Source organism: Microbacterium sp. W1-4-2, from assembly GCF_058349885.2.
Genome location: NZ_JBYRJC020000001.1, coordinates 1,451,149 through 1,476,238 on the forward strand (window position 1 = coordinate 1,451,149; position 25,090 = coordinate 1,476,238).

General features: G+C 69.9%; 21 protein-coding genes. 7 read left to right on the forward strand and 14 right to left on the reverse strand.

Annotation, left to right across the window (positions count from 1 at the left end; translation table 11 throughout):
* Nucleotides 1-18: 18 nt before the first annotated feature.
* From AC3RX0_RS06780 to sufB, 3 genes are read right to left on the reverse strand one after another with little or no spacing between them, the layout of a single operon-like run.
* Entirely contained in the window at nt 19-348 is a 330-nt protein-coding gene (locus AC3RX0_RS06780) for a non-heme iron oxygenase ferredoxin subunit (protein ID WP_491505149.1), read from the reverse strand.
* Nucleotides 345-1,583, reverse strand: a complete 1,239-nt coding sequence (gene sufD, locus AC3RX0_RS06785) for a Fe-S cluster assembly protein SufD (protein ID WP_491505150.1) — start codon at nt 1,581-1,583, stop codon at nt 345-347. Before sufD ends, AC3RX0_RS06780 begins: the two co-directional genes overlap by 4 nt.
* Entirely contained in the window at nt 1,584-3,002 is a 1,419-nt protein-coding gene (sufB, locus tag AC3RX0_RS06790; RefSeq protein ID WP_491505151.1) for a Fe-S cluster assembly protein SufB, read from the reverse strand.
* 252 nt (nt 3,003-3,254) lie between these two features.
* On the opposite strand from sufB, the gene AC3RX0_RS06795 reads away from it, so the two are divergent.
* Nucleotides 3,255-4,184, forward strand: coding sequence for a COX15/CtaA family protein (locus tag AC3RX0_RS06795; RefSeq protein WP_491505152.1), 930 nt, complete (start codon nt 3,255-3,257; stop codon nt 4,182-4,184).
* Nucleotides 4,185-4,349: 165 nt separating this feature from the next.
* Here the strand turns inward: AC3RX0_RS06795 and AC3RX0_RS06800 are convergent, their stop codons facing one another.
* A complete protein-coding gene (locus AC3RX0_RS06800) occupies nt 4,350-5,285 on the reverse strand; it encodes a heme o synthase (protein WP_491505400.1) in 936 nt (311 codons plus the stop codon).
* A gap of 209 nt (nt 5,286-5,494) precedes the next feature.
* Here AC3RX0_RS06800 and tkt point away from each other — a divergent pair, with 209 nt between their 5' ends.
* From tkt to pgl, 6 genes are read left to right on the forward strand one after another with little or no spacing between them, the layout of a single operon-like run.
* Complete coding sequence (tkt, locus tag AC3RX0_RS06805; protein ID WP_491505153.1) at nt 5,495-7,618, forward strand: transketolase; 2,124 nt, start codon at nt 5,495-5,497, stop codon at nt 7,616-7,618.
* Complete coding sequence (gene tal / locus AC3RX0_RS06810) at nt 7,615-8,733, forward strand: transaldolase (protein ID WP_491505154.1); 1,119 nt, start codon at nt 7,615-7,617, stop codon at nt 8,731-8,733. Before tkt ends, tal begins: the two co-directional genes overlap by 4 nt.
* On the forward strand, nt 8,730-10,346 hold the full coding sequence (locus AC3RX0_RS06815) for a glucose-6-phosphate isomerase (RefSeq protein ID WP_491505155.1): 1,617 nt from the start codon (nt 8,730-8,732) through the stop codon (nt 10,344-10,346). The genes tal and AC3RX0_RS06815 overlap by 4 nt, the downstream gene beginning before the upstream one ends.
* A 7-nt stretch (nt 10,347-10,353) precedes the next feature.
* Nucleotides 10,354-11,904 (forward strand): glucose-6-phosphate dehydrogenase, encoded by a 1,551-nt coding sequence (gene zwf / locus AC3RX0_RS06820; protein ID WP_491505156.1) that lies wholly within the window; start codon nt 10,354-10,356, stop codon nt 11,902-11,904.
* Complete coding sequence (locus tag AC3RX0_RS06825; protein WP_491505157.1) at nt 11,901-12,857, forward strand: glucose-6-phosphate dehydrogenase assembly protein OpcA; 957 nt, start codon at nt 11,901-11,903, stop codon at nt 12,855-12,857. Before zwf ends, AC3RX0_RS06825 begins: the two co-directional genes overlap by 4 nt.
* Nucleotides 12,850-13,668, forward strand: coding sequence for a 6-phosphogluconolactonase (gene pgl / locus AC3RX0_RS06830; protein WP_491505158.1), 819 nt, complete (start codon nt 12,850-12,852; stop codon nt 13,666-13,668). The genes AC3RX0_RS06825 and pgl overlap by 8 nt, the downstream gene beginning before the upstream one ends.
* 6 nt (nt 13,669-13,674) lie before the next feature.
* Here the strand turns inward: pgl and AC3RX0_RS06835 are convergent, their stop codons facing one another.
* The 10 genes from AC3RX0_RS06835 to uvrA all read right to left on the reverse strand — a co-directional run bounded on the left by AC3RX0_RS06835 (nt 13,675) and on the right by uvrA (nt 25,046).
* The gene (locus AC3RX0_RS06835; protein ID WP_491505159.1) at nt 13,675-14,028 is read right to left on the reverse strand and encodes an RNA polymerase-binding protein RbpA; all 354 of its coding nucleotides are present in this window, start codon (nt 14,026-14,028) and stop codon (nt 13,675-13,677) included.
* A 1-nt stretch (nt 14,029) separates the two neighbouring features.
* Nucleotides 14,030-14,278 carry a preprotein translocase subunit SecG gene (gene secG / locus AC3RX0_RS06840; protein WP_491505160.1) on the reverse strand — a complete coding sequence of 83 codons (249 nt, stop codon included), beginning with the start codon at nt 14,276-14,278 and terminating at the stop codon, nt 14,030-14,032.
* Between the two features lie 119 nt (nt 14,279-14,397).
* Nucleotides 14,398-15,192, reverse strand: a complete 795-nt coding sequence (gene tpiA / locus AC3RX0_RS06845) for a triose-phosphate isomerase (RefSeq protein ID WP_491505401.1) — start codon at nt 15,190-15,192, stop codon at nt 14,398-14,400.
* Nucleotides 15,189-16,421, reverse strand: a complete 1,233-nt coding sequence (locus tag AC3RX0_RS06850) for a phosphoglycerate kinase (RefSeq protein WP_491505161.1) — start codon at nt 16,419-16,421, stop codon at nt 15,189-15,191. Before AC3RX0_RS06850 ends, tpiA begins: the two co-directional genes overlap by 4 nt.
* A 16-nt stretch (nt 16,422-16,437) precedes the next feature.
* The gene (gene gap, locus AC3RX0_RS06855) at nt 16,438-17,448 is read right to left on the reverse strand and encodes a type I glyceraldehyde-3-phosphate dehydrogenase (RefSeq protein ID WP_491505162.1); all 1,011 of its coding nucleotides are present in this window, start codon (nt 17,446-17,448) and stop codon (nt 16,438-16,440) included.
* A gap of 95 nt (nt 17,449-17,543) precedes the next feature.
* Complete coding sequence (locus tag AC3RX0_RS06860) at nt 17,544-18,170, reverse strand: superoxide dismutase (protein WP_491505163.1); 627 nt, start codon at nt 18,168-18,170, stop codon at nt 17,544-17,546.
* A gap of 163 nt (nt 18,171-18,333) precedes the next feature.
* Nucleotides 18,334-19,311, reverse strand: a complete 978-nt coding sequence (gene whiA / locus AC3RX0_RS06865) for a DNA-binding protein WhiA (RefSeq protein WP_491505164.1) — start codon at nt 19,309-19,311, stop codon at nt 18,334-18,336.
* 50 nt (nt 19,312-19,361) lie between these two features.
* Nucleotides 19,362-20,246: an RNase adapter RapZ gene (gene rapZ / locus AC3RX0_RS06870; protein ID WP_491505165.1), complete on the reverse strand. Its 885-nt coding sequence runs from the start codon at nt 20,244-20,246 to the stop codon at nt 19,362-19,364.
* 33 nt (nt 20,247-20,279) lie between these two features.
* On the reverse strand, nt 20,280-22,142 hold the full coding sequence (gene uvrC, locus AC3RX0_RS06875) for an excinuclease ABC subunit UvrC (protein WP_491505166.1): 1,863 nt from the start codon (nt 22,140-22,142) through the stop codon (nt 20,280-20,282).
* A 6-nt stretch (nt 22,143-22,148) separates the two neighbouring features.
* Nucleotides 22,149-25,046 (reverse strand): excinuclease ABC subunit UvrA, encoded by a 2,898-nt coding sequence (gene uvrA / locus AC3RX0_RS06880; protein ID WP_491505167.1) that lies wholly within the window; start codon nt 25,044-25,046, stop codon nt 22,149-22,151.
* Nucleotides 25,047-25,090 lie beyond the last annotated feature (44 nt).

Below are 25,090 nucleotides of genomic sequence, written 5' to 3' on the forward strand. Positions count from 1 at the left end.
AGCGAATGGGGACCGGGCTCAGGCCACGGCCTTGGTGACGGCCGGATCGATCAGGACGTCGTCGCCGTCGATCTCGACGGTGTAGACCGGGACCGGTTCGTAGGCGGGCAGGTTCAGTGGAGCGCCGGTGCGCAGCGAGAAGCGCGAGCCGTGGGCCCAGCACTCCACCGTGTCGTCCTCGACGAACCCCTCGGACAGCGAAATGGCGCCGTGCGTGCAGGTGTCGCCGATCGCGTGCACGTCACCGGCGGAGTCGAGCACGACGCAGATCGGCACGTCGTCCAGGACGACCCGCAGCGGCGTGTCCTGCTCGAGCTCGCTGAGCGCGCAGGCGCGGGTTGCGCTCACGCGGTCACCTCGGGCGTGAGGATGCTGTCGTCGGCGAGCTCGCGTTCGATGTGGGCGATCAGCTCGGTCTCCAGCGACCGGATGCCGATGCGCTGCAGGACCTCGCTGAGGAACCCGAGCACGACCAGGCGCCGGGCCTCGACCTCGGTGATGCCGCGCGCCTGCAGATAGAACAGCTGCTCGTCGTCGAAGCGTCCGGTGGCACTCGCGTGGCCGGCGCCGCGGATGTCGCCGATCTCGATCTCGAGGTTCGGGATCGAGTCGGCGCGTGCTCCGGGCGTCAGGGCGAGGTTGCGGTTGGCCTCGTACGAGTCGGTGTCGACCGCGTCGCGGCCGATCAGCACGTCGCCGATCCACACGGTGTGCGCGTCGGCGCCCTGCAGCGCGGTCTTGTAGAGCACATCGGCCCGGGTGGAGGGTCCCTCGTGGTGGACGAACACCTGGCTCTCGAGGTGCTGGCCTGCGTCGCAGAACCCGACGCCGTACACGTCTGCGTGCGAGCCCGCGCCGGCCAGGACCACGTTGGGATTCACCCGCACCAGGTCGCCGCCGAAGCTGACGACGAAGTGCCGGAGCGAGGCATCCTTGCCCACCAGGGCCTGATGCGCGGACACGTGCACCGCGTCGTCGTCCCAGTCCTGCACGGCGATCACGGTGAGCCGCGCGCCCTCGCGGACGAGGATCTCGACGTTCTGCGCGTACTGCGCCGACCCGGTGTGCTGCAGCACGACCGTCGCCTGGCTGTTCGGCTCGGCCTCGATCACGAGGTGGGCGTCGGCGCGCCCGTGCGCGTCGGTTCCGGTGATCGACACCGTGATCGCCCCGGCGATCTCTTCGCCGGCGGGGACACGCAGGTGCAGCGCCTCGGTCGCACCCTGCCAGGCCACCGCCGAGACGATGTCTTCGGGGACGAACGTCTCGCCACGCGGGGCGGCGCCCACGGCGAGCGGGCCGGCGACGAAGCGCTCGTCGCTGACCTCGTACCGCACGACGTCGTCACGCCCGGCGGGTGTGAACAGCGACCGCAGGCGTGCGACCGGCGTGTGCTTCCAATTGACTTCGCGGCCGGTCGGCTCGCCGAAGTCGGCGGGCTCGAACGAATGCGGACGCTCGGAGCGCGTCTGCACCGGCGCGTCGTACGCGCGGCGCAGCTGTGCCGCCGGGTCGATGTGGGCGTGGTTGCCTTCCGTCCCAGCGGCAGGAGCCTGCTCGGACGCCGTCGATGTGGCCGCCATCTAGCCGACCGATCCTTCCATGCCCATCTCGATGAGCTTGTTCAGTTCCAACGCGTATTCCATCGGCAGTTCACGCGCGATCGGCTCGATGAAGCCGCGCACGATCATCGCCATCGCCTCGTCCTCGGGCATGCCGCGCGACTGCAGGTAGAACAGCTGCTCGGCGCTGACCTTGGAGACCGTCGCCTCGTGGCCGAGCTCGGCGTCGTCGACGCGGATGTCGATGGCCGGGTACGTGTCGGAGCGCGACATCGTGTCGACCAGGAGTGCGTCGCATCGCACGGTGTTCGCCGCGTGGTGCGCCGTCGGCTCGACCCGCACCTCGCCGCGGTAGCCCGCCCGGCCGCCGCCGCGGGCGATCGACTTCGACACGATCGAGGACTGCGTGTACGGCGCGAGGTGGATCATCTTGGCGCCCGCGTCCTGGTGCTGACCCGGACCGGCGAAAGCCACCGACAGCGTCTCGCCCTTGGCGTGCTCGCCGGCGAGGTAGATCGACGGGTATTTCATCGTCACCTTGGAGCCGATGTTGCCGTCGACCCATTCCATCGTGGCGCCCTCGTGGGCGATCGCACGCTTGGTGACGAGGTTGTAGACGTTGTTCGACCAGTTCTGGATCGTCGTGTAGCGCACTCGGGCGTTCTTCTTCACGACGATCTCGACGACGGCCGAATGCAGCGAGTCGGACTTGTAGATCGGGGCCGTGCAGCCCTCGATGTAGTGCACGTACGAGCCCTCGTCGGCGATGATCAGCGTCCGCTCGAACTGGCCCATGTTCTCGGTGTTGATCCGGAAGTAGGCCTGCAGCGGGATCTCGACGTGCACGCCCGGCGGCACGTAGACGAACGACCCGCCCGACCAGACGGCCGTGTTCAGCGCGGCGAACTTGTTGTCGCCGGCGGGGATGATCGTGCCGAAGTACTCCTCGAAGAACTCGGGGTGCTCGCGCAGCGCCGTGTCGGTGTCGGTGAAGATGACGCCCTGGCGCTCGAGGTCCTCGCGGATCTGGTGGTAGACCACCTCGGACTCGTACTGAGCGGTCACACCGGCGACCAGGCGCTGACGCTCGGCCTCGGGGATGCCGAGCCGCTCGTACGTGTTGCGGATGTCCTCGGGCAGGTCCTCCCACGTCTCGGCCTGGTTCTCGGTCGAGCGCACGAAGTACTTGATGTGTTCGAAGTCGATCTCGCTCAGATCCGCGCCCCAGGTCGGCATGGGTTTGCGTTCGAAGAGCTTGAGACCCTTCAGGCGGTTCTTCAGCATCCACTCCGGCTCGTTCTTCAGCCGCGAGATGTCGCGCACCACCGCTTCGCTCAGGCCCCGCTGCGCACTGGCCCCGGCGACGTCGGCGTCGTGCCAGCCGAATTCGTACACCCCCAGGCCATCGAGCTCCGGTCGTTCGATCAGAACATCGGACATGACGTCACACACTCTCCTCTTCGGACCTCAACGGTGTCATCCGTCCCGGCATCTCGGTCCTCCACGGGAGTGGTGGAGGTGGATGCCGCTTCTCGGGCCCCGCTCTTCGGACGCGTTCAGCGCGCCTAGACTGTCTACGATGCGCTCCGCAGGCGCGGTGCATCCGACCCCTCGATTCTATAGGGTCCCTGCGACCGGCGGGCCGGACCCCTTCCGCCGCGTGCCACGGACCGCTCTGGAGGCCTCATCCCCATGCCCACCGAAACGATCTCGCCGGCCCGGCCGACCCTGCGCCGACGGCTGTGGGAGTGGCTGCCCGCCACTGTGGACCGCCGCGTGCGGGTGGCGGCGTGGATCTCGTTCATCACCGAGGTGGTCATCATCGGCACCGGCGGCGCGGTGCGCCTGACCGGCTCGGGCCTGGGCTGCGAGTGGCCGCTGTGCGCCCCCGATTCGCTCGTCCCGCTGCCGGGCATGGGGCTGCATTCGTACATCGAGTTCGGCAACCGGCTGATGTCGGGCGTGGTGGGCCTGGCCGCGCTGGCGGTGCTGCTTCTCATCCTGCGTATGCGCCGCACCCGCCGGGACCTTTTCACGCTCTCCGTCATCGTCCTGGTCGGCATCGTCGCCCAGGCGCTCGTCGGCGGCGTCACCGTGCTGACCGGCCTGAACGCGTGGATCGTGGGGTTCCACTTCATCGCGACGCTCGCGCTCGTGAGCATCACGGCCGGGTTCCTCGTCCGGGCGTACGACGTCCCCGGCCCGCGTGCGTCGGCCGTGCCGCGCTGGTACGCGATCCTCACCCACATCACGTCGGCCGTGCTGGCGCTGACGCTCCTCGTCGGCATCGTGACCACGGCATCCGGCCCCCACTCGGGCGACGCGCGCGTCGTGCGGCACCTGCTGAACCCCGAGATCATGGCGCACGTGCACTCGATCCCGGGCTACACGCTGCTCGTCCTGGTCGTGGTGCTGACGGCGATCGCCTCGGTGCGCAGGCTCCCCACGATGCGGTGGCTGGGAGCCCTGCTCGTGCTGCTGCTCGTCCAGATCCCCCTCGGGATCTACCAGGCCGACGCGGGCCTGCCCGCCCTGGCCGTCGGCATCCACATGATCATCGCGGGACTGACGGCGGCCGCGATGACCGCTGTCGTCCTGCGACTGAAGCGCCTGGCCGCCTGACGGCGTCGCGGCCGCTCGGCCGCATCCATCCGACCGAGATGCACGCGCCGGCAGCGTTTTCGTGTGCAACCCGGCCAGGTGGATCGATGCCGCGGTCGTCGCCATCCGACGAATCGGCCCGCAGAAGGGCGAGTGTGGCAACCCGGCCGGCCGCCCCGCGGGGCGTCAGAACGGCAGCAGCGGATCGATCGCGATCGCCAGGAACAGCAGGGTGAGGTACGTGATCGAGGCGTGGAACACGCGCATCGGCTTCGGACCCTCGCCGCGCACGGCGCGGTGATAGAGCACGTGTGCCTCGTACACGAACCATCCGCCGAACACAAGCGCAGACGCGGTGTAGGCGGCGCCCATCGGTGCGACCGGGATCAGCAGCAGCGAGCACGCCACCGTCGCCCAAGCGTAGAGAATGACCTGCAGCCCGACCTGCGAGCCGTCGCGCGTCACGCCCAGCATCGGCACGTCGACGTCGTCGTAGTCGTCCTTGTACTTCATCGACAGCGGCCAGTAATGCGCGGGCGTCCACAGGAAGATCACGACGAACAGCACCAGCGCCGGCCAGCCCAGCGAACCGGTGACGGCGGCCCATCCGATCAGCACCGGGAAGCACCCGGCGATGCCGCCCCAGATGATGTTCTGCTCGGTGCGGCGCTTGAGGATGATCGTGTAGATCACGACGTAGAAGAAGATCGCCACCGCCGACAGCGCAGCGGCCAGCCAGTTCGTGGTCAGCCACAGCCACACCGTCGAGACCACCGCGAGCACCCACGAGAAGACCAGGGCGCCGCGCTCCGATACCTCGCCGGTCACCAGGGGCCGGTTCTCGGTGCGGTGCATGTGCACGTCGATGTCGCGGTCGATGTACATGTTGAAGGATGCTGCGGAGCCCGCCGACATCGCGCCGCCGAACACGGTGGCCGCGACCAGCCACAGGTCGGGCAGTCCGCCCTGCGCGAGGAACATCACCGGGACGGTGGTCACCAGCAGCAGCTCCATGACCCGCGGCTTGGTGAGCTGGAAGTACGCGCGGATGGTGCGACCGATCGAACGGGTCGCGTCGAGACGATCTGTGCGTGCCACCGCAGCACGTGACGTCGTGGTGATGGCGATCGCCCCCTCCGAAGCCGACGCAGGAACCTCCCAAGTCTAGTGCATGCCGGCCTGACGAAGCTGCGCGCGGACCCCGTCATCTCCCCGCTCGGCGCCCGGCGCCTTCGGTATGCTGAGAACTACACGCGCGCCCTGCGCCGGACCTGCCGTGGCGACGCTGCACTCCTCGGTTGCCGGGCGCCCAACCTGCGAAAGGCGGCCTCGTGTCGGAACTGCGTTGGGAAGAGATCGATCGGCGCGCGGTGGATACCGTGCGGGTGCTGGCGGCGGATGCTGTGCAGAAGGTCGGTAATGGTCATCCGGGTACGGCGATGAGTCTGGCGCCGTTGGCGTATCTGTTGTATCAGCGGGTGATGCGGCATGATCCGGCGGACACGCAGTGGATCGGCCGGGACCGGTTCGTGCTGTCGTGCGGGCATTCGTCGTTGACGCAGTACATCCAGTTGTTCCTGGGCGGGTTCGGTCTGGAGCTGGAGGATGTGGAGGCGTTGCGCACGTGGGGGTCGCTCACGCCGGGGCATCCGGAGTACGGGCACACGGCGGGTGTGGAGATCACGACCGGCCCGTTGGGTCAGGGGCTGGCCTCGGCGGTGGGGTTCGCGTACGCGGCCCGGTATGAGCGGGGCCTGTTCGATCCGGACGCGGCGGCGGGCACGTCCCCGTTCGACCATTTCGTGTACGTGATCGCGTCGGACGGCGACCTGGAGGAGGGGATCACCGGCGAGGCGTCGTCGCTGGCCGGGCATCAGCAGTTGGGGAACCTGGTGGTGATCTACGACGCGAACCAGATCTCGATCGAGGACGATACCGACGTCGCGTTCACCGAAGACGTCGCCAAGCGGTACGAGGCGTACGGGTGGCATGTGCAGACGGTGGATTGGAAGCGCACCGGGCAGTACGTCGAGGACGTGCCCGAGCTGCACGCCGCGATCGAGGCGGCCAAGGGCGTCACCGACCGGCCGTCGATCATCGTGTTGAAGACGATCATCGGGTGGCCCTCGCCGGGCAAGCAGAACACCGGCAAGATCCACGGTTCCGCGTTGGGCGCGGACGAGGTCGCGGCGACGAAGAAGGTGCTCGGGTTCGACCCGGACCGGTCGTTCGCGCTGCCGGACGGGGTGCTCGATCACACCCGGGGTCTGCGGGAGCGGGGGGCTGCGGCGCACCGGGCGTGGCAGGAGTCGTTCGACGCGTGGGCGGCGGCGAACCCGGACCGCAAGGCGCTGCTGGACCGGCTCGAAGCGCACGCCCTGCCCGACGGTGTCGCCGACGCGCTGCCCGTGTTCGAGGCGGGCAAGGACCTGTCCACCCGGGCGGCGTCGGGTGAGGTGATCAACGCGCTCGCGCCGCTGCTGCCGGAGCTGTGGGGCGGGTCGGCGGACCTGGCCGAGTCGAACAACACCACGATCAAGGGCGCGCCGTCGTTCAACCCGGACGTGTGGTCCACGCACGAGTGGTCCGCCAGCCCGTACGGGCGGGTGCTGCACTTCGGGATCCGTGAGCACGCGATGGGCGCGATCGTCAACGGGATCACCCTGCACGGCCCGACCCGGGTCTTCGGGGGCACGTTCCTGATCTTCTCCGACTACATGCGCCCCGCGGTGCGGCTGGCCGCGCTGATGAACATCCCGTCCACGTACGTGTGGACGCATGACTCGGTCGCCCTCGGCGAGGACGGCCCCACCCATCAGCCGATCGAGCAGCTCGCCGCGCTGCGCGCGATCCCGAACCTCGCCGTGGTCCGCCCCGCCGACGGCAACGAGACCGCGCACGCCTGGCTGCAGATCCTGTCCCGCCACGGCGGACCGGCCGGGATCGCCCTGACCCGGCAGAACGTGCCCACCTTCGCCCGCGGCGACGGCGACGCCACCGGCGACACGTTCGCGTCCGCGGCGAACACCGCCCGCGGCGCGTACGTGCTGGCCGACGCGGACGGCGGGGACCCGGACGTGATCCTGATCGCCACCGGCTCCGAGGTCCAGCTCGCCGTCGAGGCCCGCGCCGTGCTGGCCGCGGAGGGCATCGCCGCGCGGGTCGTGTCGGCCCCGTGCCTGGAATGGTTCGCCGAGCAGGACGAAGGGTACCGACAGAGCGTGCTGCCCGCGAACATCACCGCCCGGGTCTCGGTCGAAGCCGGCATCGCGATGCCCTGGCGCGACATCGTCGGCGACCGCGGCCGGTCCGTGTCGATCGAACACTTCGGCGCCTCCGCCGACTACAAGACCCTGTTCGAGAAATTCGGCATCACCACCCAAGCCGTCGTCCACGCCGCACGACAAACCCTCGCCGCCCACACGGCCACGATCAGCATCGAGGAGAACGCATGACCACCCCGACTCAGCAGCTTTCCGACCAGGGCGTCAGCATCTGGCTCGACGACCTCGCCCGCCGTCGCATCACGACCGGCAACCTCGCCGAACTGATGGCGACCCGCAACGTCGTCGGCATCACCACCAACCCGACGATCTTCGCGAACGCCGTGAGTCACGGCGAGGGCTACGAGGGGCAGATCGCCGACCTCGCCGGCCGCGGCGCGAACGCCGACGACGCGATCTTCGAGATCACCACGACCGACGTGCGGGACGCGTGCGACATCATGCGCACGGTGTACGACGCGACGGGCGGCGTCGACGGACGCGTGTCGATCGAGGTCTCCCCGGACCTCGCGCACGACACCGACGCGACGATCACGCAGGCCGCCCAGCTCGCGGCCGCGGTCGACCGCCCGAACGCGTACATCAAGATCCCCGCCAGCAAGGCGGGGCTGCGTGCGATCACCGACACGATCGCCGCGGGCATCTCGGTGAACGTGACCCTGATCTTCTCGCTGGCGCGCTACGCGGAGGTCATCGACGCGTACCTGACCGGCCTCGAACACGCCCGTGAGGCGGGTAAGGACCTGTCGCAGATCTTCTCGGTCGCGTCGTTCTTCGTGTCGCGCGTGGACACCGAGGTCGACAAGCGCCTCGGTGCGATCGGAACGGATGCCGCAGCCGCCCTGCGCTCGAGGGCGGGCGTTGCGAACGCCCGGCTCGCGTACGAGCTGTACGAGAAGGAGTTCGCGAGCGATCGCGCCAAGGCCCTGCTCGCCGCCGGCGCCAATACGCAGCGCCCGCTGTGGGCGTCCACCGGCGTGAAGGACCCGTCGCTGCCCGACACGCTCTACGTCGTCGACCTGGTGGCGCCGGGGGTCGTGAACACGATGCCCGAGAAGACCCTGGACGCCGTGTTCGACCACGCCGTCGTCGAGGGCGACTCCGTCACCGGCAACTACGCCGATGCGCACGCGGTCATCGACGGGCTGGCCGAGGTGGGCGTCGACTTCGACGACGTCACGCAGGTGCTCGAGGACGAGGGCATCGAGAAGTTCATCGCCTCGTGGCACGACCTGAAGGACACGGTGGCCACCGCTCTGTCGAACGCGCAGGGCTCGGCCCGGTGAGTTTCGAGATCCGCGTCAGCGGTCACGTCAAGCAGGTCGTCGACCAGACCCTGCCGGGTCTGGTCGACGACCTGCTTGCGTCCGGGCTCACCGCGCAGGACCCGACGCTGTGGGGTCCCGATGCGCAGGACGAGGCATCCCGCCGCCTCGGCTGGGTGCAGGCCGTCTCGGTCTCGCGCCCGCTCGTCGCCGAGATCACCGCGCTGCGCGACGAGTTCGCCGCTCGGGGTCTGACTCGCGTCGTGCTCGCCGGGATGGGCGGATCCTCGCTCGCCCCCGAGGTGATCGCCGCCACCTCAGGCGCCCCGCTCACGGTGCTCGACTCCACCGCACCCGGCCAGGTGCTTGCGGCGCTGCAGGGCGACGAGGGCGAGGGACTGGCCGAGACCGTGCTGGTCGTCTCGTCCAAGTCCGGCTCGACCGTCGAGACGGACGCCGCGAGGCGACTGTTCGAGACGGCGTTCCGCGACATCGGCGTGGACCCGGCCGAGCGCATCGTCGTGGTCACCGACCCGGACTCGCCGCTGGACGCGTCGGCGCAGGCAGCCGGCTACCGCGTCTTCCAGGCGGACCCCACGGTGGGCGGGCGCTACTCGGCCCTCACCGCGTTCGGGCTCGTGCCCGCAGGCCTGGCCGGCGTCGATCTGGACGAGTTGCTCGACGAGGCCGACGCCACCCTGCTCGAGGTGGCCATCGACAGCCCCGACAACCCCGCCCTGGTCCTGGCCGCCGCCATCGCGGGCGGCTCGCCGCGGCGCGACAAGCTGGCGCTGATCTCGGACGGAACGCACATCCAGGGCCTGCCGGACTGGATCGAGCAGCTGATCGCCGAGTCGACCGGCAAGGCCGGCACCGGCATCCTGCCCGTCGTCATGCTCCCGGTCTCGCCCGAGCTCGACGCACGCCCCGCCGACCTGCAGGTGGTGCGACTGGTCGACGAGGCGAACGAGTTCCACCTGTTCGACCGGCACGAGGGCGAGATCCTGGTGAGCGGGTCGCTGGGCGCCCAGTTCGTCGTCTGGGAGTACGCCACCGCGATCGCGGGTCGGATCCTCGGCATCGATCCGTTCGACCAGCCCGACGTGGAGTCGGCCAAGGCCGCGACGCGCGGCCTGCTGGCCGGTCCGCCCGCGCACACGCCCCCCGCGTTCTCGGTCGATGGCGTCGAGGTGCGCGTCTCGGATCCGGCGCTGGCCGCCTCGGGCACCCTCGAGGGCACGCTCGATGCGCTCTGGTCCCACCTCGGGCCGGACGGCTACGTGGCGATCCAGGCGTACGTCGACCGGGTGCGCATCCCCGAGCTGTCGGGCCTGCGCGAACTCGTCGCCGCCGACGCGAACCGGCCCACGACGTTCGGCTGGGGTCCGCGCTTCCTGCACTCGACCGGCCAGTACCACAAGGGCGGTCCCGCCAACGGCGTGTTCCTGCAGATCGTCGAGCGCACCGACCCGGACGTGCAGATCCCGGGGCTGCCGTTCACCTTCGGACGCCTGATCACGGCCCAGGCCGCGGGCGACGCCCGGGTGCTGGCCGACCACGGCCGCCCCGTCGTGAGCCTGACCCTGACCGATCCGACGGCCGAAGTGCTCGCGCTCTTCGAGGCCGCCCAGTAGGAGCCGCATGACTGTGGAGATCACCCGGGACGTCAATCCCCTGCGCGACCCGGACGACCGGCGCCTGAACCGCATCGCCGGCCCCAGCGCCCTGGTCATCTTCGGCGTGACCGGCGACCTGTCGCGCAAGAAGCTGATGCCGGCCGTGTACGACCTGGCCAACCGCGGCCTGCTGCCGCCGGGGTTCGCCCTGGTCGGCTTCGCGCGCCGCGACTGGGCCGACCAGGACTTCGCGGCTGTCGTGTACGACGCGGTGCGCATGCACGCCCGCACCGAGTTCCGCGAGGAAACGTGGCAGCAGCTGCTGCAGGGCATCCGGTTCGTCTCGGGCGAGTTCGACGACCCGGCCGCGTTCCGCCGTCTGCGCGAGACCGTCGAGAAGCTCGACGTCGAGCGCGGGACGATGGGCAACCACGCGTACTACCTGTCGATCCCGCCGCGGGCGTTCGGGGTCGTGGCCCAGCAGCTGAAGAGCTCGGGCCTGGTCGACGACACCGCCGATCAGCCCGACCGCTGGCGGCGCGTCGTGATCGAGAAGCCGTTCGGCAACGACCTCGCCTCGGCACGCGAGCTCAACCGGGCGCTGCGCAGCGCCTTCCCGGCCGACGCGATCTTCCGCATCGACCACTATCTCGGCAAAGAGACGGTGCAGAACATCCTTGCGCTGCGCTTCGCGAACGAGCTGTACGAGCCGATCTGGAACCGCAACTACGTCGACCACGTGCAGATCACGATGGCCGAGGACATCGGCGTCGGCGGACGCGCCGGGTACTACGACGGCATCGGCGCGGCGCGCGACGTGATCCAGAACCACCTGCTGCAGCTGCTCGCGCTCACCGCGATGGAGGAGCCGATCTCGTTCAACGCGCGGGACCTGCGCACCGAGAAGGAGAAGGTGCTCGCCGCCGTCACCCTCCCCGACGACCTGGCGCAGGCCACCGCCCGCGGCCAGTACGGCGGCGGCTGGCAGGGCGGCCAGCAGGTGCGCAGCTTCCTCGACGAGGACGGGATGGATCCGCACTCCACGACCGAGACGTACGCCGCCATCAAGCTGGGCATCAACACCCGCCGCTGGGCGGGCGTGCCGTTCTACCTGCGCACCGGCAAGCGCCTGGGCCGGCGGGTCACCGAGATCGCCGTGGTCTTCAAGAAGGCGCCCGAGCACCTGTTCAGCCGCTCGCAGACGTCCGGACTCGGGCAGAACGCCCTGGTGATCCGGGTGCAGCCGGACGAAGGCGTGACGATCCGCTTCGGCTCGAAGGTGCCCGGCGCGGGTACCCAGGTGCGCGACGTGACGATGGACTTCGGCTACGGCCACGCCTTCACCGAGGCGAGCCCTGAGGCGTACGAACGGCTCATCCTCGACGTGCTGCTGGGCGACCCGCCGCTGTTCCCCCGGCACGAGGAGGTCGAGCTGAGCTGGAAGATCCTCGACCCGATCGAGCAGCACTGGGCGGCGACCGGCGGCCCTCTCGAGCAGTACACCCCCGGCGGCTGGGGTCCGCGCTCTGCGGATGACCTGCTGGCCCGCGACGGCCGCACGTGGAGGCGCCCATGATCATCGATCTGCCCGACACGAACGTCAGCAAGATCGCCAAGGCCCTCGTCAACGTCCGCGAAGAGGGCGGCGCGGTCGCCCTCGGGCGCGTGCTCACGCTCATCATCCTCGTGCGCCACGGCGCCGAAGAAGAGGTGATCGAGGCGGCCAACGACGCCTCGCGCGAGCACCCGATGCGCGTGATCGTGCTGATGAGCGACCCGCATGGACCGGACGCCGATGCCGACCCCCGCCTCGACGCCGAGATCCGCGTCGGCGGCGACGCCGGGGCGAGCGAGGTCATCGTGCTGCGCGCGTACGGAGCGGCCGGCAACAATTCTGAGAGCCTCGTGACCGGTCTGCTGCTGCCCGACGCCCCGGTGGTGGCGTGGTGGCCGCGTGAGACGCCCAAAGAGCCGTCGCGCTCGTCGGTCGGCCGGATCGCCCAGCGCCGGATCACGGATGCCGCGACCCAACCCGATCCGTCCGCCTGGGTCTCGAGCCTCGGCGGGCACTACGCCCCCGGTGACACCGACCTGGCCTGGACGCGCGTCACGCGTTGGCGCGAGCAGCTGGCGGCCGTACTCGACCAGCCGCCGTACGAGCCGGTCACGGCCGTCGAGGTGCGCGGGGCGTCCGACTCGCCCTCCACGACGCTGCTGGCGGCTTGGCTGCGACTGACCCTGCAGGTGCCGGTCACGTGGACCTATCTCGGACCCGACGAGTGGGCGGGCGGCATCAAGTCCGTGCGGCTGACCCGCGCCAGCGGCGACATCCTGCTCGAACGTCCCATTCCCGGCGTCGCCGTGCTCACCCAGCCCGGCCAGCCCTCGCACGAGCTCGCCTTCCCCCGTCGCACGTTGCGCGAGTGCCTCGCCGAGGAACTGCGCAGCCTCGACCCCGACCTGCTGTATGGTCGCGTCATCACCGACGGCTGCGCGATGCTCGTCGGAGAGCGGAGGAGCCATGAGTGACCGCGGGACCGACAAGCAGGGGGCCGAGAAGCGGGTCGTGGTCAGTCCGGACGCGGCGGCACTGGCCGCCTCGGTCGCCGATCGCTTCTACGATCGGCTGGGCAAACGGGTGCGCGCCGGCAAGACCGTGCACGTCGCGTTGACCGGCGGAGGCACGGGCACGGCCGTGCTGCGCGCCGTGGGAGATCACCCCGAGAGCCGCACTTTCGACTGGTCGCGCGTGCACTTCTGGTGGGGCGACGAGCGATTCGTGGCATCCGACTCGCCCGACCGCAACGACGTCGGCGCCACCGACGCCCTGCTCGGCCGCATCGATGTACCGGCGGGCAACGTCCACCGCATGCCCGCCGCTGACCAGGGCCTCGGGCTCGATGAGGCCGCCGCGGCGTACGCGACCGAGCTCGCCGCGTACGGTCCGCCCGAGACGACGGCCACCGGCGTCCTCACCGGCGCCTGGCCGTCGTTCGACATCTGCTTCCTCGGCGTGGGCCCCGACGCGCACATCGCGTCGCTGTTCCCGGACCGCGACGAGATCCGCATCACCGACCGCGCCGCGGTCGCCGTGCGCGATTCGCCGAAACCGCCGCCCGAGCGGATCAGTCTGACCCGTCCGGTCCTCAACTCGTCGAACCGCGTCTGGCTGGTGCTCGCGGGGACCGACAAGGCCTCGGCGCTCGGGCTCGCGCTCGCGGGCGCGAGCTACCACAGCGTACCGGCCGCCGGCGCCAAGGGGCGACGTCGGACGATCTTCTTCGTCGACGAGGCCGCGGCGGGCAAGGTGCCGCCGGAGCTGATCGACGGGACGTACTAGCCCGGATTACTGGCCGCGGCGCTCGCGCAGCTGCTTCAACGCGTCGTCCAGCAGCGCTTCGGCCTCTTCGTCGGTGCGACGCTCCTTGACGTAAGCCAGGTGCGTCTTGTACGGCTCGGCCTTCGCCATCGCGGGCGGGTTCTGCTTGTCGCGCCCGGCCGGCAGGCCGGAGTGCGGCGAGTCGATCGTGTCGGGGATCTCTTCGTCGGCGATGCCGGCGGCGAAATAGCGCACGGTCTCGTTGCCCAGCGCATCCCAATACGACACGGCCACGCGCTCCGCGTGGAATCCGTGGTCTTGCTCCCCCATGGGACCGGCGCCCACACGGGTGCCGCGGATCGCGTTTCCGCCCACGGCCATGTCAGATCCCCTGCAGCTTCGCGAGCAGGCCGAGAGCCACGATCGAGACGAACCACGCCAGCGCCAGAACCACCGTGAAGCGGTTGAGGTTGCGCTCGGCCAGCCCCGAGGACCCCAGAGACGAGCTCATGCCGCCGCCGAACATGTCGGACAGACCGCCGCCGCGGCCCTTGTGCAGGAGGATGAGCAGAGTCAGCAGGAGGCTCGTGATGCCGAGCAGCACCTGCAGAACGAACTCGAGGATTTCCACGCTGTGCCTTTCGCGTCGGGTCGGTCGGCGCCGTGCCGGTAGGCCCCGGCGGCCGACCTCGTCAAGTATAGAGGACGGGTGCGGCCGAACCCGCCCTCGGCGGCGGGCCGCACCCGTGCTCACACGCCGACGTGCTTGCGGTAGCGGATGATCGCGGCGAACTCCTCGGGCACGAGGCTCGCCCCGCCCACCAGGGCGCCGTCCACGTCGGGCTCGCGCATGAACCCCGCGATGTTCGCCGACTTCACCGATCCGCCGTACAGGATGCGGGTCCGCTCGGCCGCGTCGTCGCCGATCGCCGCCGCGACGACATCGCGCAGCTTGGCCGCCACATCCTGCGCCTGCTGCGGCGTCGCCGCCTGGCCGGAGCCGATGGCCCAGACCGGCTCGTACGCCACGACCACCTCTGCGCCCTTCTTGACGCCGGCGAGGGCCGCCGTCAGCTGCGCGACCGGGACGGCGCTGGCGCCGTGCGCCTCGAGGTCCTCGGCGGTCTCGCCGACGCAGATCACCGGCACGAGTCCGTGCTTGAGGGCGGCGGCCACCTTCGCGGCGACGACCTCGTCGGTCTCGGCATGATAGGCGCGACGCTCGGAGTGCCCGATGATGACGTACCGGCAGGCGAGTTTGGCCAGGAACGCCCCCGACACCTCACCCGTGTACGCGCCGGAGTCGTGCGCGGACAGGTCCTGCGCACCGAGCTCGAACGGGATCTTGTCGGCGTCGAGCAGCGTCTGCACCGTGCGCAGGTCGGTGAACGGCGGGAACAGGCCGACCTCCACCGAGTCCGCCTCGTGCTTGGCGTCCTTCAGCGCCCAGTGGAGCTTCTGGACGAACGCGACCGCCTGCAGGTGGTCGAGGTTCATCTTCCAGTTGCCCGCGATCAGCGGCGTGCGTCCGCCGCGGTCGTTCACTGCTCCCACCCCAAAACCTCCAGTCCGGGCAGCTTCTTGCCCTCCAAGAACTCCAGACTCGCGCCGCCGCCGGTCGAGATGTGTCCGAAGCGGTCGTCGTCGAATCCGAGCTGACGCACCGCGGCGGCCGAGTCGCCCCCGCCGACCACGCTCAGTCCGCGGACCTCGGTCAGCGCCTCGGCGACGGCCTTGGTCCCCGCCGCGAACGCCGGCATCTCGAACACGCCCATGGGGCCGTTCCAGAAGACCGTCGTGCTCTCCCGGACGGCTGCCGCGAAGCTGTCGGCGGTGCGCGGGCCGATGTCCAGGCCCATTCCGTCGGCGCCGAAGGGCGTGTCCTCGAGTGCGTCGGCGTCGGCCACGACATGGTCGGCGTCGGCGGAGAAGGATGCCGCCATCACGGCGTCGACCGGAAGGACGATCTCGATCCCCCGCTCGCGGGCCTGCGCGAGGTACCCGCGCACCGTGTCGAGCTGATCGGCCTCGAGCAGGCTCTTGCCCACGCGGTGGCCCTGTGCGGCGAGGAACGTGAACATCATCCCGCCGCCGACCAGCAGCGTGTCCACGCGCGGAAGGAGGTGCTCGATGACGCCGAGCTTGTCGCTGACCTTCGAGCCGCCCAGGACGACCGCGTACGGGCGCTCGGGGTTCTCAGTGAGGCGGTCGAGGACGTCGACCTCCTTCTCGATCAGCAGCCCCGCCACCGAGGGGATCAGCTGGGCGAGGTCGTAGACGCTCGCCTGCTTGCGGTGCACGACGCCGAAACCGTCCGAGACGAGCGCGTCGCCGAGGGTCGCCAGCTGACGCGCGAACTCCGCGCGCACGGCGTCGTCCTTCGACGTCTCGCCGGGGTTGAACCGCAGGTTCTCGATGACGGCGACGTCGCCGTCGCCGAGCGAGGCCACAGCCTCGCGGGCCGACTCGCCCACCGTGTCGCGGGCGAACGCGACCGGCTGGCCGAGCAGCTCAGACAGCCGCTGTGCGACGGGGGCGAGGCTGTACTTCGGGTCGGGCGCCCCGTCGGGCCGCCCCAGGTGGGAGCAGACGACGACGCGGGCGCCCTGGTTGATCAGGGCGTTGAGGGTCGGCAGCGACGCGCGGACGCGGCCGTCGTCCGTGATGACCCCGTCCCGGAGAGGGACGTTGAGGTCACAGCGGACGACGATCCGCGCACCGGCGAGCGGACGCCCCAGACGCGACGAAAGGGTGTCGAGGGTGCGCAGGGCCATGTCTTTCCGGCGATCCTCAGAGGCGCTCGACGACGTACTCGGTCAGGTCGACGAGGCGGTTGGAGTAGCCCCACTCGTTGTCGTACCAGCCCGAGACCTTCGCGAGGTTGCCGCTGACGTTCGTCAGCTCGGCGTCGAAGATCGACGAGTGCGGGTCCAGCTGGATGTCGCTGGAGACGATCGGGTCCTCGGTGTAGGCGAGGTAGCCCGCCAGGCGGCCCTCGCTCGCTGCGGCACGGTAGGCGGCGTTGACCTCGTCGGCGGTGAGTCCGGCGCGCTCGGTGACGACCGTCAGGTCGACGATCGACCCCGTCGGCACCGGAACACGGTACGACGAGCCGCTCAGCTTGCCGTTCAGCTCGGGCAGCACCAGGCCGATCGCCTTGGCGGCCCCGGTCGAGGCCGGGACGATGTTGATCGCCGCGGCGCGCGCCCGGCGCAGGTCCTTGTGCGGGCCGTCCTGCAGGTTCTGGTCGGCAGTGTAGGCGTGCGCGGTCATCATGAAGCCGCGCTCGATGCCGAACGCATCGTTGAACACCTTCGCAAGCGGGGCGAGGCAGTTCGTCGTGCAGGACGCGTTGGAGATGACGTTCATCGTGGCGGGGTCGTAGGTGTCCTCGTTCACGCCCATCACGAACGTGGCGTCGGCACCCGTCGCCGGGGCAGAGATGATGACCTTCTTGGCTCCGCCGGCGAGGTGCTTCGCGGCATCCTCTGCCTTCGTGAAGCGGCCCGTGGACTCGATCACGACGTCGACGCCGAGTTCGCCCCACGGGAGGGCCCCGGGGTCGCGCTCTTCGAACACGCGGATGCTCCTGCCACCCACGGTGATCGCATCACCGTCGTACGACACGGCCTCGGACAGGCGACCGCCGACCGAGTCGTAGGTCAGGAGGTCTGCCAGCGTGCGGTTGTCGGTGAGGTCGTTGACCGCGACGATGTCGAGGTCAGCGCCCTGCGCGAGCGCCGCGCGAAGGTAGTTGCGTCCGATGCGGCCGAAGCCGTTGATTCCGATCTTCACAGTCACGGAATTTCTCCCAGGTGTTGTGCGCGAGATGCGCGGTTTCTTCTCGGAGGGACAACGGCGTCCCGACGGGTATCCCGCCGGGACGCCCGTACTCGCTATGACAGTACCAGCAGGCCCGAGGTCTTCTCACGGGCTGTGACGAAGCGCTGCGCGACGTTCTCCCAGTTCGCGATGTTCCACACGGCCTTGATGTAGTCGGCCTTCACGTTGAGGTAGTCGAGGTAGAACGCGTGCTCCCACATGTCCAGCTGGAACAGCGGGATCGTCCCCTGCGCGGTGTTGCCCTGCTGGTCGAACAGCTGCTGCACGATCAGCTGCTGGCCGATCGGGTCCCAGCTGAGCACCGCCCAGCCCGAACCCTGGATGCCGGCCGCCGCCGCGGCGAAGTGGGCCTGGAACTTGTCGAAACCGCCGAAGAACTCGTCGATCGCGGCACGCAGTTCGCCCTCGGGCTCGCCGCCGCCGTTCGGCGACAGGTTGGTCCAGAAGATCGAGTGGTTCACGTGCCCGCCGAGGTTGAACGCGAGGTCCTTCTCGAACTTGTTGACGTTCGCCAGATCTCCGGAATCACGGGCCTCGGCGAGCTTCTCCAGAGCGGTGTTCGCACCGGCGACATACGCCGCGTGATGCTTATCGTGGTGAAGCTCCATGATCTTGCCGCTGATGTGCGGCTCGAGCGCAGCGTAGTCATAGGGCAGGTCCGGCAACGTGTACTTCGCCATGTTCTCTTCTTCCTGTCGGCGCCGCGCCGAATGACGGAGACAAGTGCGCTCCGGAGCGCAGCGAGGGTGACGTCTTCATCCTACTGAGGACCGGCGCCCGGGGCCGAGGGTCGTGTCGCATGACGATCCCACTGCACACCGCCGCGCGGGCCCCGACGGAGCGTCAGCCGATGGCGCCGGCCGGAACGGCCGACTCGGTGCCCGGGATGCCCTCGACCTCGGCCTTCTTGTCGGCCATCGCCAGCAGCCGCCGGATGCGGCCGGCCACGGCGTCCTTCGTGAGCGGCGGCTCGGCGTGGTGCCCCAGCTCGTCGAGGCTCGCGTCGCGGTGCGCGAGACGCAGGCGCCCGGCCTCTTCGAGATGCGTCGGCACCTCGTCGCCGAGGATCTCCAGGGCCCGCTCCACGCGCGCGCATGCGGCGACCGCGGCCTGCGCGGAGCGTCGCAGGTTCGCATCGTCGAAGTTCACGAGACGGTTCACGCCGGCGCGCACTTCGCGGCGCTGGCGGATCTGGTCCCAGGCGGCGGCGGCCCGGACGGCGCCCATGGCCGCGAGGGCGGCACGGATCGCCTCGGCGTCACGCACGACCACCCGCGGGATGCCGCGCACCTCGCGCGCTTTGGCGGCCACGCCCAGGCGGTGCGCCGCTCCCACCAGGGCCATCCCCGCCTCGGACGACGGGCACGACACCTCGAGCGCGGCCGACCGGCCGGGGTCGGTGAGCGTTCCGGCGGCCAGGAACGCGCCGCGCCACACCGCGGCGAGGTCGGGCCGTGAACCGGTCGTGAGCTTGTTCGGAAGGCCGCGCACCACGCGTCGGCGCTGGTCGAGCAGGCCGGTCTGGCGGGCCAGGGTCTCGCCCGCCTCGATCACGCGCACGGCGTAGCGAGGACCGCCCGCGGCGACCGAGCCCTGGACATGCACGAGCTCGGGGCGCACGCCGTACAACTCCATGAGCTCGCGGGCGGTGCGCCGGGCCAGGTGGTCGGAGTCGAGTTCGGCCTCGACCGCGACGCGGCCGGCGATCGAGTGCAGTCCGCCCGAGAAGCGCAGCAGTGAGGTGAGCTCGGCGACGCGAGCGGTCGGGCGCGGGTCGCGCACGGCGATGAGCTCGGCTTTCACATCGGCAGTCAGCGGCACGGTGCTCCTCGTCGGCAGGCGTTCGGATCGGACGTTCCAGCCTACCCGCGCTACTCGCGTCCCATGTCGCGATGAGCGACGCGGACGGCGACGCCGGGGACGGTCGAGAGCCGGTCGGCCAGCGCCGCGGCCATGGTGACCGACCGGTGCTTGCCGCCGGTGCAGCCGATGGCGATGACGCTGTGCCGCTTGTTCTCGCGCTGATAGCCTTCGAGCACCGGGGTGACGGCGCGCGTGTACGCATCCAGGAACTCGGTGGCGCCCGGCTGCGCGAGCACGAACTCCCGCACCGCGTCGTCCTCGCCGGTCTGCGCCCGCAGGTCCTCGACCCAGTACGGGTTGGGCAGGAAGCGCATGTCGGCGACCATGTCGGCATCGACCGGGATGCCGTACTTGAATCCGAAGCTCATGACGGTCAGGGTGTGACGCGCGGCGCCCGTCTCCCGGAACAGATCGACGACATGCGTCGCGAGTTGGTGCACGTTGAAGTCGCTGGTGTCGATGACGACGTCCGCGCTCTCGCGGATGGCGGTCAGCCGTTCGCGCTCGCGACGCAGACCGTCGACGATCGTGCCGTCCCCCTGCAGCGGGTGGGGGCGGCGCACGGACTCGTAGCGACGCACCAGCACATCGTCCGAGGCATCCAGGAACACCACCCGCACCTGCCCGCGGACCGCACGCAGCGCGCGCGTCACCTCGGGCAGGTCGGTGAACAGTCCGCCGCCGCGGACGTCGACGACCGCGGCGACGCGCGGGAGGGATGCCGCGGCCATGCCGGACAGCTCGAGCAGCGGTCGCAGCATCTGCGGCGGCAGATTGTCGACGACGTACCAGCCCATGTCCTCGAGCGCGTCGGCGACGGTCGAACGCCCCGCCCCCGACATGCCGGTCACGATCAGGATCTCGCCCGCCTCGTCCTGCGCGTCCTCACTCATCGCTCCCCCTCGCCCCCACCCTAGTGGGGGGCGCTAACGGCGCGCCAAGCGGGCGTGCACGCTGGCGGCGAGGGTGGGCCCGATGCCGGGCAGCTCGGCGATCTGCTCGGGGGTCGCCTCGCGCAGCGCGGTGACCGATCCGAAGTGGCGCAGCAGCGATCTGATGCGGGCGGGGCCCAGCCCCGGGATCTCGGCCAGGACCGTCCCGATGTCGCGCTTGCGGCGCTTGCGCTGGTGCGTGATGGCGAACCGGTGGGCCTCGTCGCGCAGTCGCTGCAGCAGGTACAGCGCCTCGGAGGTGCGCGGCAGGATCACCGGGAAGTCCTGGTCCGGCAGCCACACCTCCTCGAGCCGCTTCGCGATGCCGCACAGCGCGATCTCGGGATGCCCGGCGTCCGCGAGGGCGCGCGCGGCGGCCGCGACCTGCGGCTGCCCGCCGTCGACGAGCAGCAGCTGCGGTGGATAGGCGAAGCGGCGCTTCTTGCCGTTGTCGGCCTCCGGCTCGTCGGGCACGTCGAGGTGCGCGAGCCGGCGCATGAGCACCTGGTACATCGAATCGGTGTCGTCGGTGGTGTCGGATACTCCGAACGAGCGGTACTGGTCCTTGCGCGGCAGGCCGTCTTCGAACACCACCATCGACGCGACCACGTTGGTGCCCGACAGGTGCGAGATGTCGTAGCACTCGATCCGCAGCGGCGCCTCGATCATGCCCAGCGCCTCTTGCAGATCGGTCAGGGCCTGGGTGCGCGCGACGTAGTCGCTCGTGCGCCGGGTCTTGTGCAGCATCAGCGCCTGCTGGGCGTTGCGGGTGGCAGTGCCCATGAGGTCTGCCTTGCGCCCGCGCTGCGCGACCGCGATCGTCACCTTGCGGCCGCGCTTCTCGCGCAGCCAGGCCTCGAGCTCGGGCGCGTCCTCGGGCAGCTGCGGGACGAGGATCTGCCGCGGGATGTCGACCGCGTCCGCGTCGCCGTACACGCGCTGCAGCACCTGATCGATCAGTTCGCCCGAGCTGATGTCGAGCTCTTTCTCGATCGTCGTGGCGCGCACTCCGCGCACACGGCCCCCGCGCACGATGAAGCGCTGCACGGCCGCGGCGAGCTCGTCTTCGGCAATGCCGAACAGGTCGGCGTCCATGTCGGATGACAGCACCAGCGCGCTCTTGCTCAGCACGGCGTCGATCGCCTCGAGCTTGTCGCGGTAGGCCGCGGCGGCCTCGTAGTCCATCGCGGCGGCGGCCGCCTTCATCTTGCGCGTCAGGTCGATCCGGAAGCGCTCGTCGCCGCCGGAGAGGAAGGCGATGAAGTCGTCGACGATGGCGCGGTGCTCCTCGATCGTGACCCTCATCGAGCACGGGCCGCCGCACCGTCCGATCTGGCCGGGGAAGCAGGGGCGGCCGGTGGCCATCGCGCGCTTGTACGACGCGTCACTGCACGTGCGGATCGGGAAGACCTTGATCATCAGGTCGATCGTGTCGTGCACGGCCCACACCTTCGGGTATGGGCCGAAGTACTTGGCGCCCTTGATCCGATGGTTTCGCGTGACGATCACCCGGGGCGCCTCGTCGGCGAGTGTCACGGCGAGGAACGGGTAGGACTTGTCGTCCTTGTAGCGCACGTTGAACTGCGGCTTGAACTCCTGGATCCACATGAACTCCAGCTGCAGCGCCTCGACGTCGCTGCCCACCACCGTCCACTCGACGGAGGCCGCCGTGGTGACCATGCGGCGGGTGCGCTCGTGCAGCGTGTGCAGCGGCGCGAAGTAGTTCGACAGCCGCGCGCGCAGGTTCTTCGCCTTGCCGACGTAGAGGATGCGACGGTCCCGGTCGCGGAACCGGTACACCCCGGGTTCGGTGGGGATCTCACCCTGCTTCGGCTTGTAGGCGAGCTGATCGGCCACCGCCGATCACCCGGCCTTGCGCTGCGCCGACACGTCCAGCATCTCGGCGAGGAACTCCCCGGTGTGCGATCCCTCGATGCGCGCCACCTGCTCGGGCGTGCCGATGGCCACCACCGTCCCTCCCCCGGCGCCGCCCTCGGGCCCGAGGTCGATGATCCAGTCGGCCGACTTCACGACGTCGAGGTTGTGCTCGATCACGATGACGGTGTTGCCCTTGTCGACGAGGCCGTTGAGGACGTCGAGGAGCCGCTGGACGTCCTCGAAGTGCAGTCCGGTCGTCGGCTCGTCCAGGACGTACGCGGATCGACCGTTGGACCGGCGCTGCAGCTCGGTGGCGAGCTTCACGCGCTGGGCCTCCCCGCCCGAGAGCGTGGTGGCGGACTGGCCGAGCCGCACATAGCCGAGGCCGACGTCCACGAGCGTGCGCAGGTAGCGGTGGATCGCCTGGATGGGCTCGAAGAACTCCGCCGCTTCGGAGATCGGCATCTCCAGCACCTCGGCGATGTTCTTGCCCTTGTAGTGGACGGCCAGCGTGTCGCGGTTGTACCGCTTGCCGTGGCACACTTCGCAGTCCACGTACACGTCGGGCAGGAAGTTCATCTCGATCTTGATCGTGCCGTCGCCCGAGCACGCCTCGCACCGGCCGCCCTTGACGTTGAAGCTGAACCGTCCCGGACGGTAGCCGCGCGCCTTAGCCTCGGGCGTCTCGCTGAACAGCGTGCGGATGCGGTCGAACACGCCGGTGTAGGTGGCGGGGTTCGAGCGCGGCGTGCGCCCGATCGGCGCCTGGTCGACGTGCACGACCTTGTCGAGGCCGTCGAGGCCCGTGACCCGGGTGTGCTTGCCGGGAACGGTGCGAGCCCCGTTCAGCCGCGACGCGAGCACCTGATACAGGATGTCGTTCACCAGCGACGACTTGCCCGAGCCGCTGACGCCGGTGACGGCCGTGAACACGCCGAGCGGGAAGTCGACCGTCACGTTCTTCAGGTTGTTCTCACGCGCACCGACCACGGTCAACTGGCGCTTCTTGTCGATCTTGCGGCGCTTGGCGGGGACGGGGATCTCGCGTCGGCCGGCCAGATAGTCGCCGGTGAGCGACGCCCGCTCCTGCAGCAGCGACTCGAGCGGGCCCGAGTGCACCACCCTGCCGCCGTCCACGCCCGCACGGGGCCCGATGTCGACGATCCAGTCCGCGGCGTGGATCGTCTCTTCGTCGTGCTCGACCACGATGAGCGTGTTGCCGAGATCGCGCAGCGTCACCAGCGTCTCGATGAGGCGGCGGTTGTCGCGCTGATGCAGCCCGATCGACGGCTCGTCGAGCACGTACAGCACGCCGGTCAGGCCCGAGCCGATCTGCGTCGCCAGGCGGATGCGCTGCGCCTCGCCGCCCGACAGCGAGCCGGCCGAGCGGCCGAGGTTGAGATAGTTCAGGCCGACCTGGATCAGGAAGTCCAGGCGCAGCCGGATCTCGCGCAGCACCTGAGCGGCGATCTTCGCCTCGCGCGCGGTCAGCTCGAGCGCCGCGAAGTACTCCTGCGCATCGGCGAGGCTCAGCCGCGACGCATCGGCGATCGACCGGCCGTGCACCGTCACCGCGAGCACCTCGGGCTTCAGCCGGGCTCCGTCGCACACCGGGCACGGTACTTCGCGCAGGAACTCCGACCAGCGCTGCCGCTGGGTGTCGGACTCGGCCTGCATGTACTGCCGCTCGATGTACGGCACGACGCCTTCGAATCCCGACGTGTACCGCATCTCACGGCCGTACCGGTTCTTCCACCGCACCGTCACCTTGAAGTTGTCGCCGCGCAGCACCGCCTCGCGGACGTCCTGCGGCAGCATGCGCCACGGGGTGTCCAGCGAGAAGCCGAGGTCGTCGGCCAGTCCCTCCAGCAGCCGCTCGTAGTACTGGAACAGCCCCTTGCCCTGGGTCGTCCACGGGATGATGACGCCTTCACGGATCGACAGGTCCTCATCGCCGAGCATGAGCTCGACATCCACCGACATGCGGGTGCCGAGCCCGGAGCAGGCGGGGCAGGCGCCGAACGGCGCGTTGAACGAGAACGTGCGCGGCTCGATCTCGGTCAGCTGCACGGGGTGGCCGTTCGGGCAGGCGAGCTTCTCAGAGAAGCTCTGCCAGGCGGCGTCGCCCGTCTCGTCGACGAAGTTGACCTGCACGATGCCGTCGGCCAGGCCCAGTGCCGTCTCGACCGAATCGGTGACGCGGCCGAGGATGCCGGGATCGGCCACCAGCCGGTCGACCACCACCGCGATGTCGTGCTTGTAGCTCTTCGTCAGCGTCGGCGGCTCGGCGAGCGAGACGAGGTCGCCGTCGACGACGGCGCGCGCGTAGCCCTTGGCCGAGAGCTCTTTGAACAGGTCGACGAACTCGCCCTTCTTCTGCGTCACGACCGGGGCGAGGATCTGATAGCGGGTGCGCTCGGGCAGCTCCATCAGCCGATCGGCGATCTGCTGCACGGTCTGGCGCTGGATCACCTCGCCGCATTCGGCGCAGTGCGGGATGCCGATGCGCGCCCACAGCAGGCGCATGTAGTCATGGATCTCGGTGATCGTGCCGACCGTCGAGCGAGGGTTGCGGTTGGTCGACTTCTGGTCGATCGAGACGGCCGGGCTCAGGCCCTCGATGAAGTCGACGTCGGGTCGGTCGACCTGCCCGAGGAACTGCCGTGCGTACGCGCTGAGCGACTCGACGTACCGTCGCTGCCCCTCGGCGAAGATCGTGTCGAAGGCCAGGCTGGACTTGCCGGAACCGGACAGACCGGTGAACACGACCAGGGAATCGCGAGGGATGTCGAGGTCGATGTCTTTCAGGTTGTGGACGCGCGCGCCGCGCACGCTCAGCTTTCCCGAGGAGCTACCGACACTTGCGACAGGGATGATGGGCACCCGTCAAGTCTATTTCGGGCCTCCGACACCGTTCTCGGCAGGGT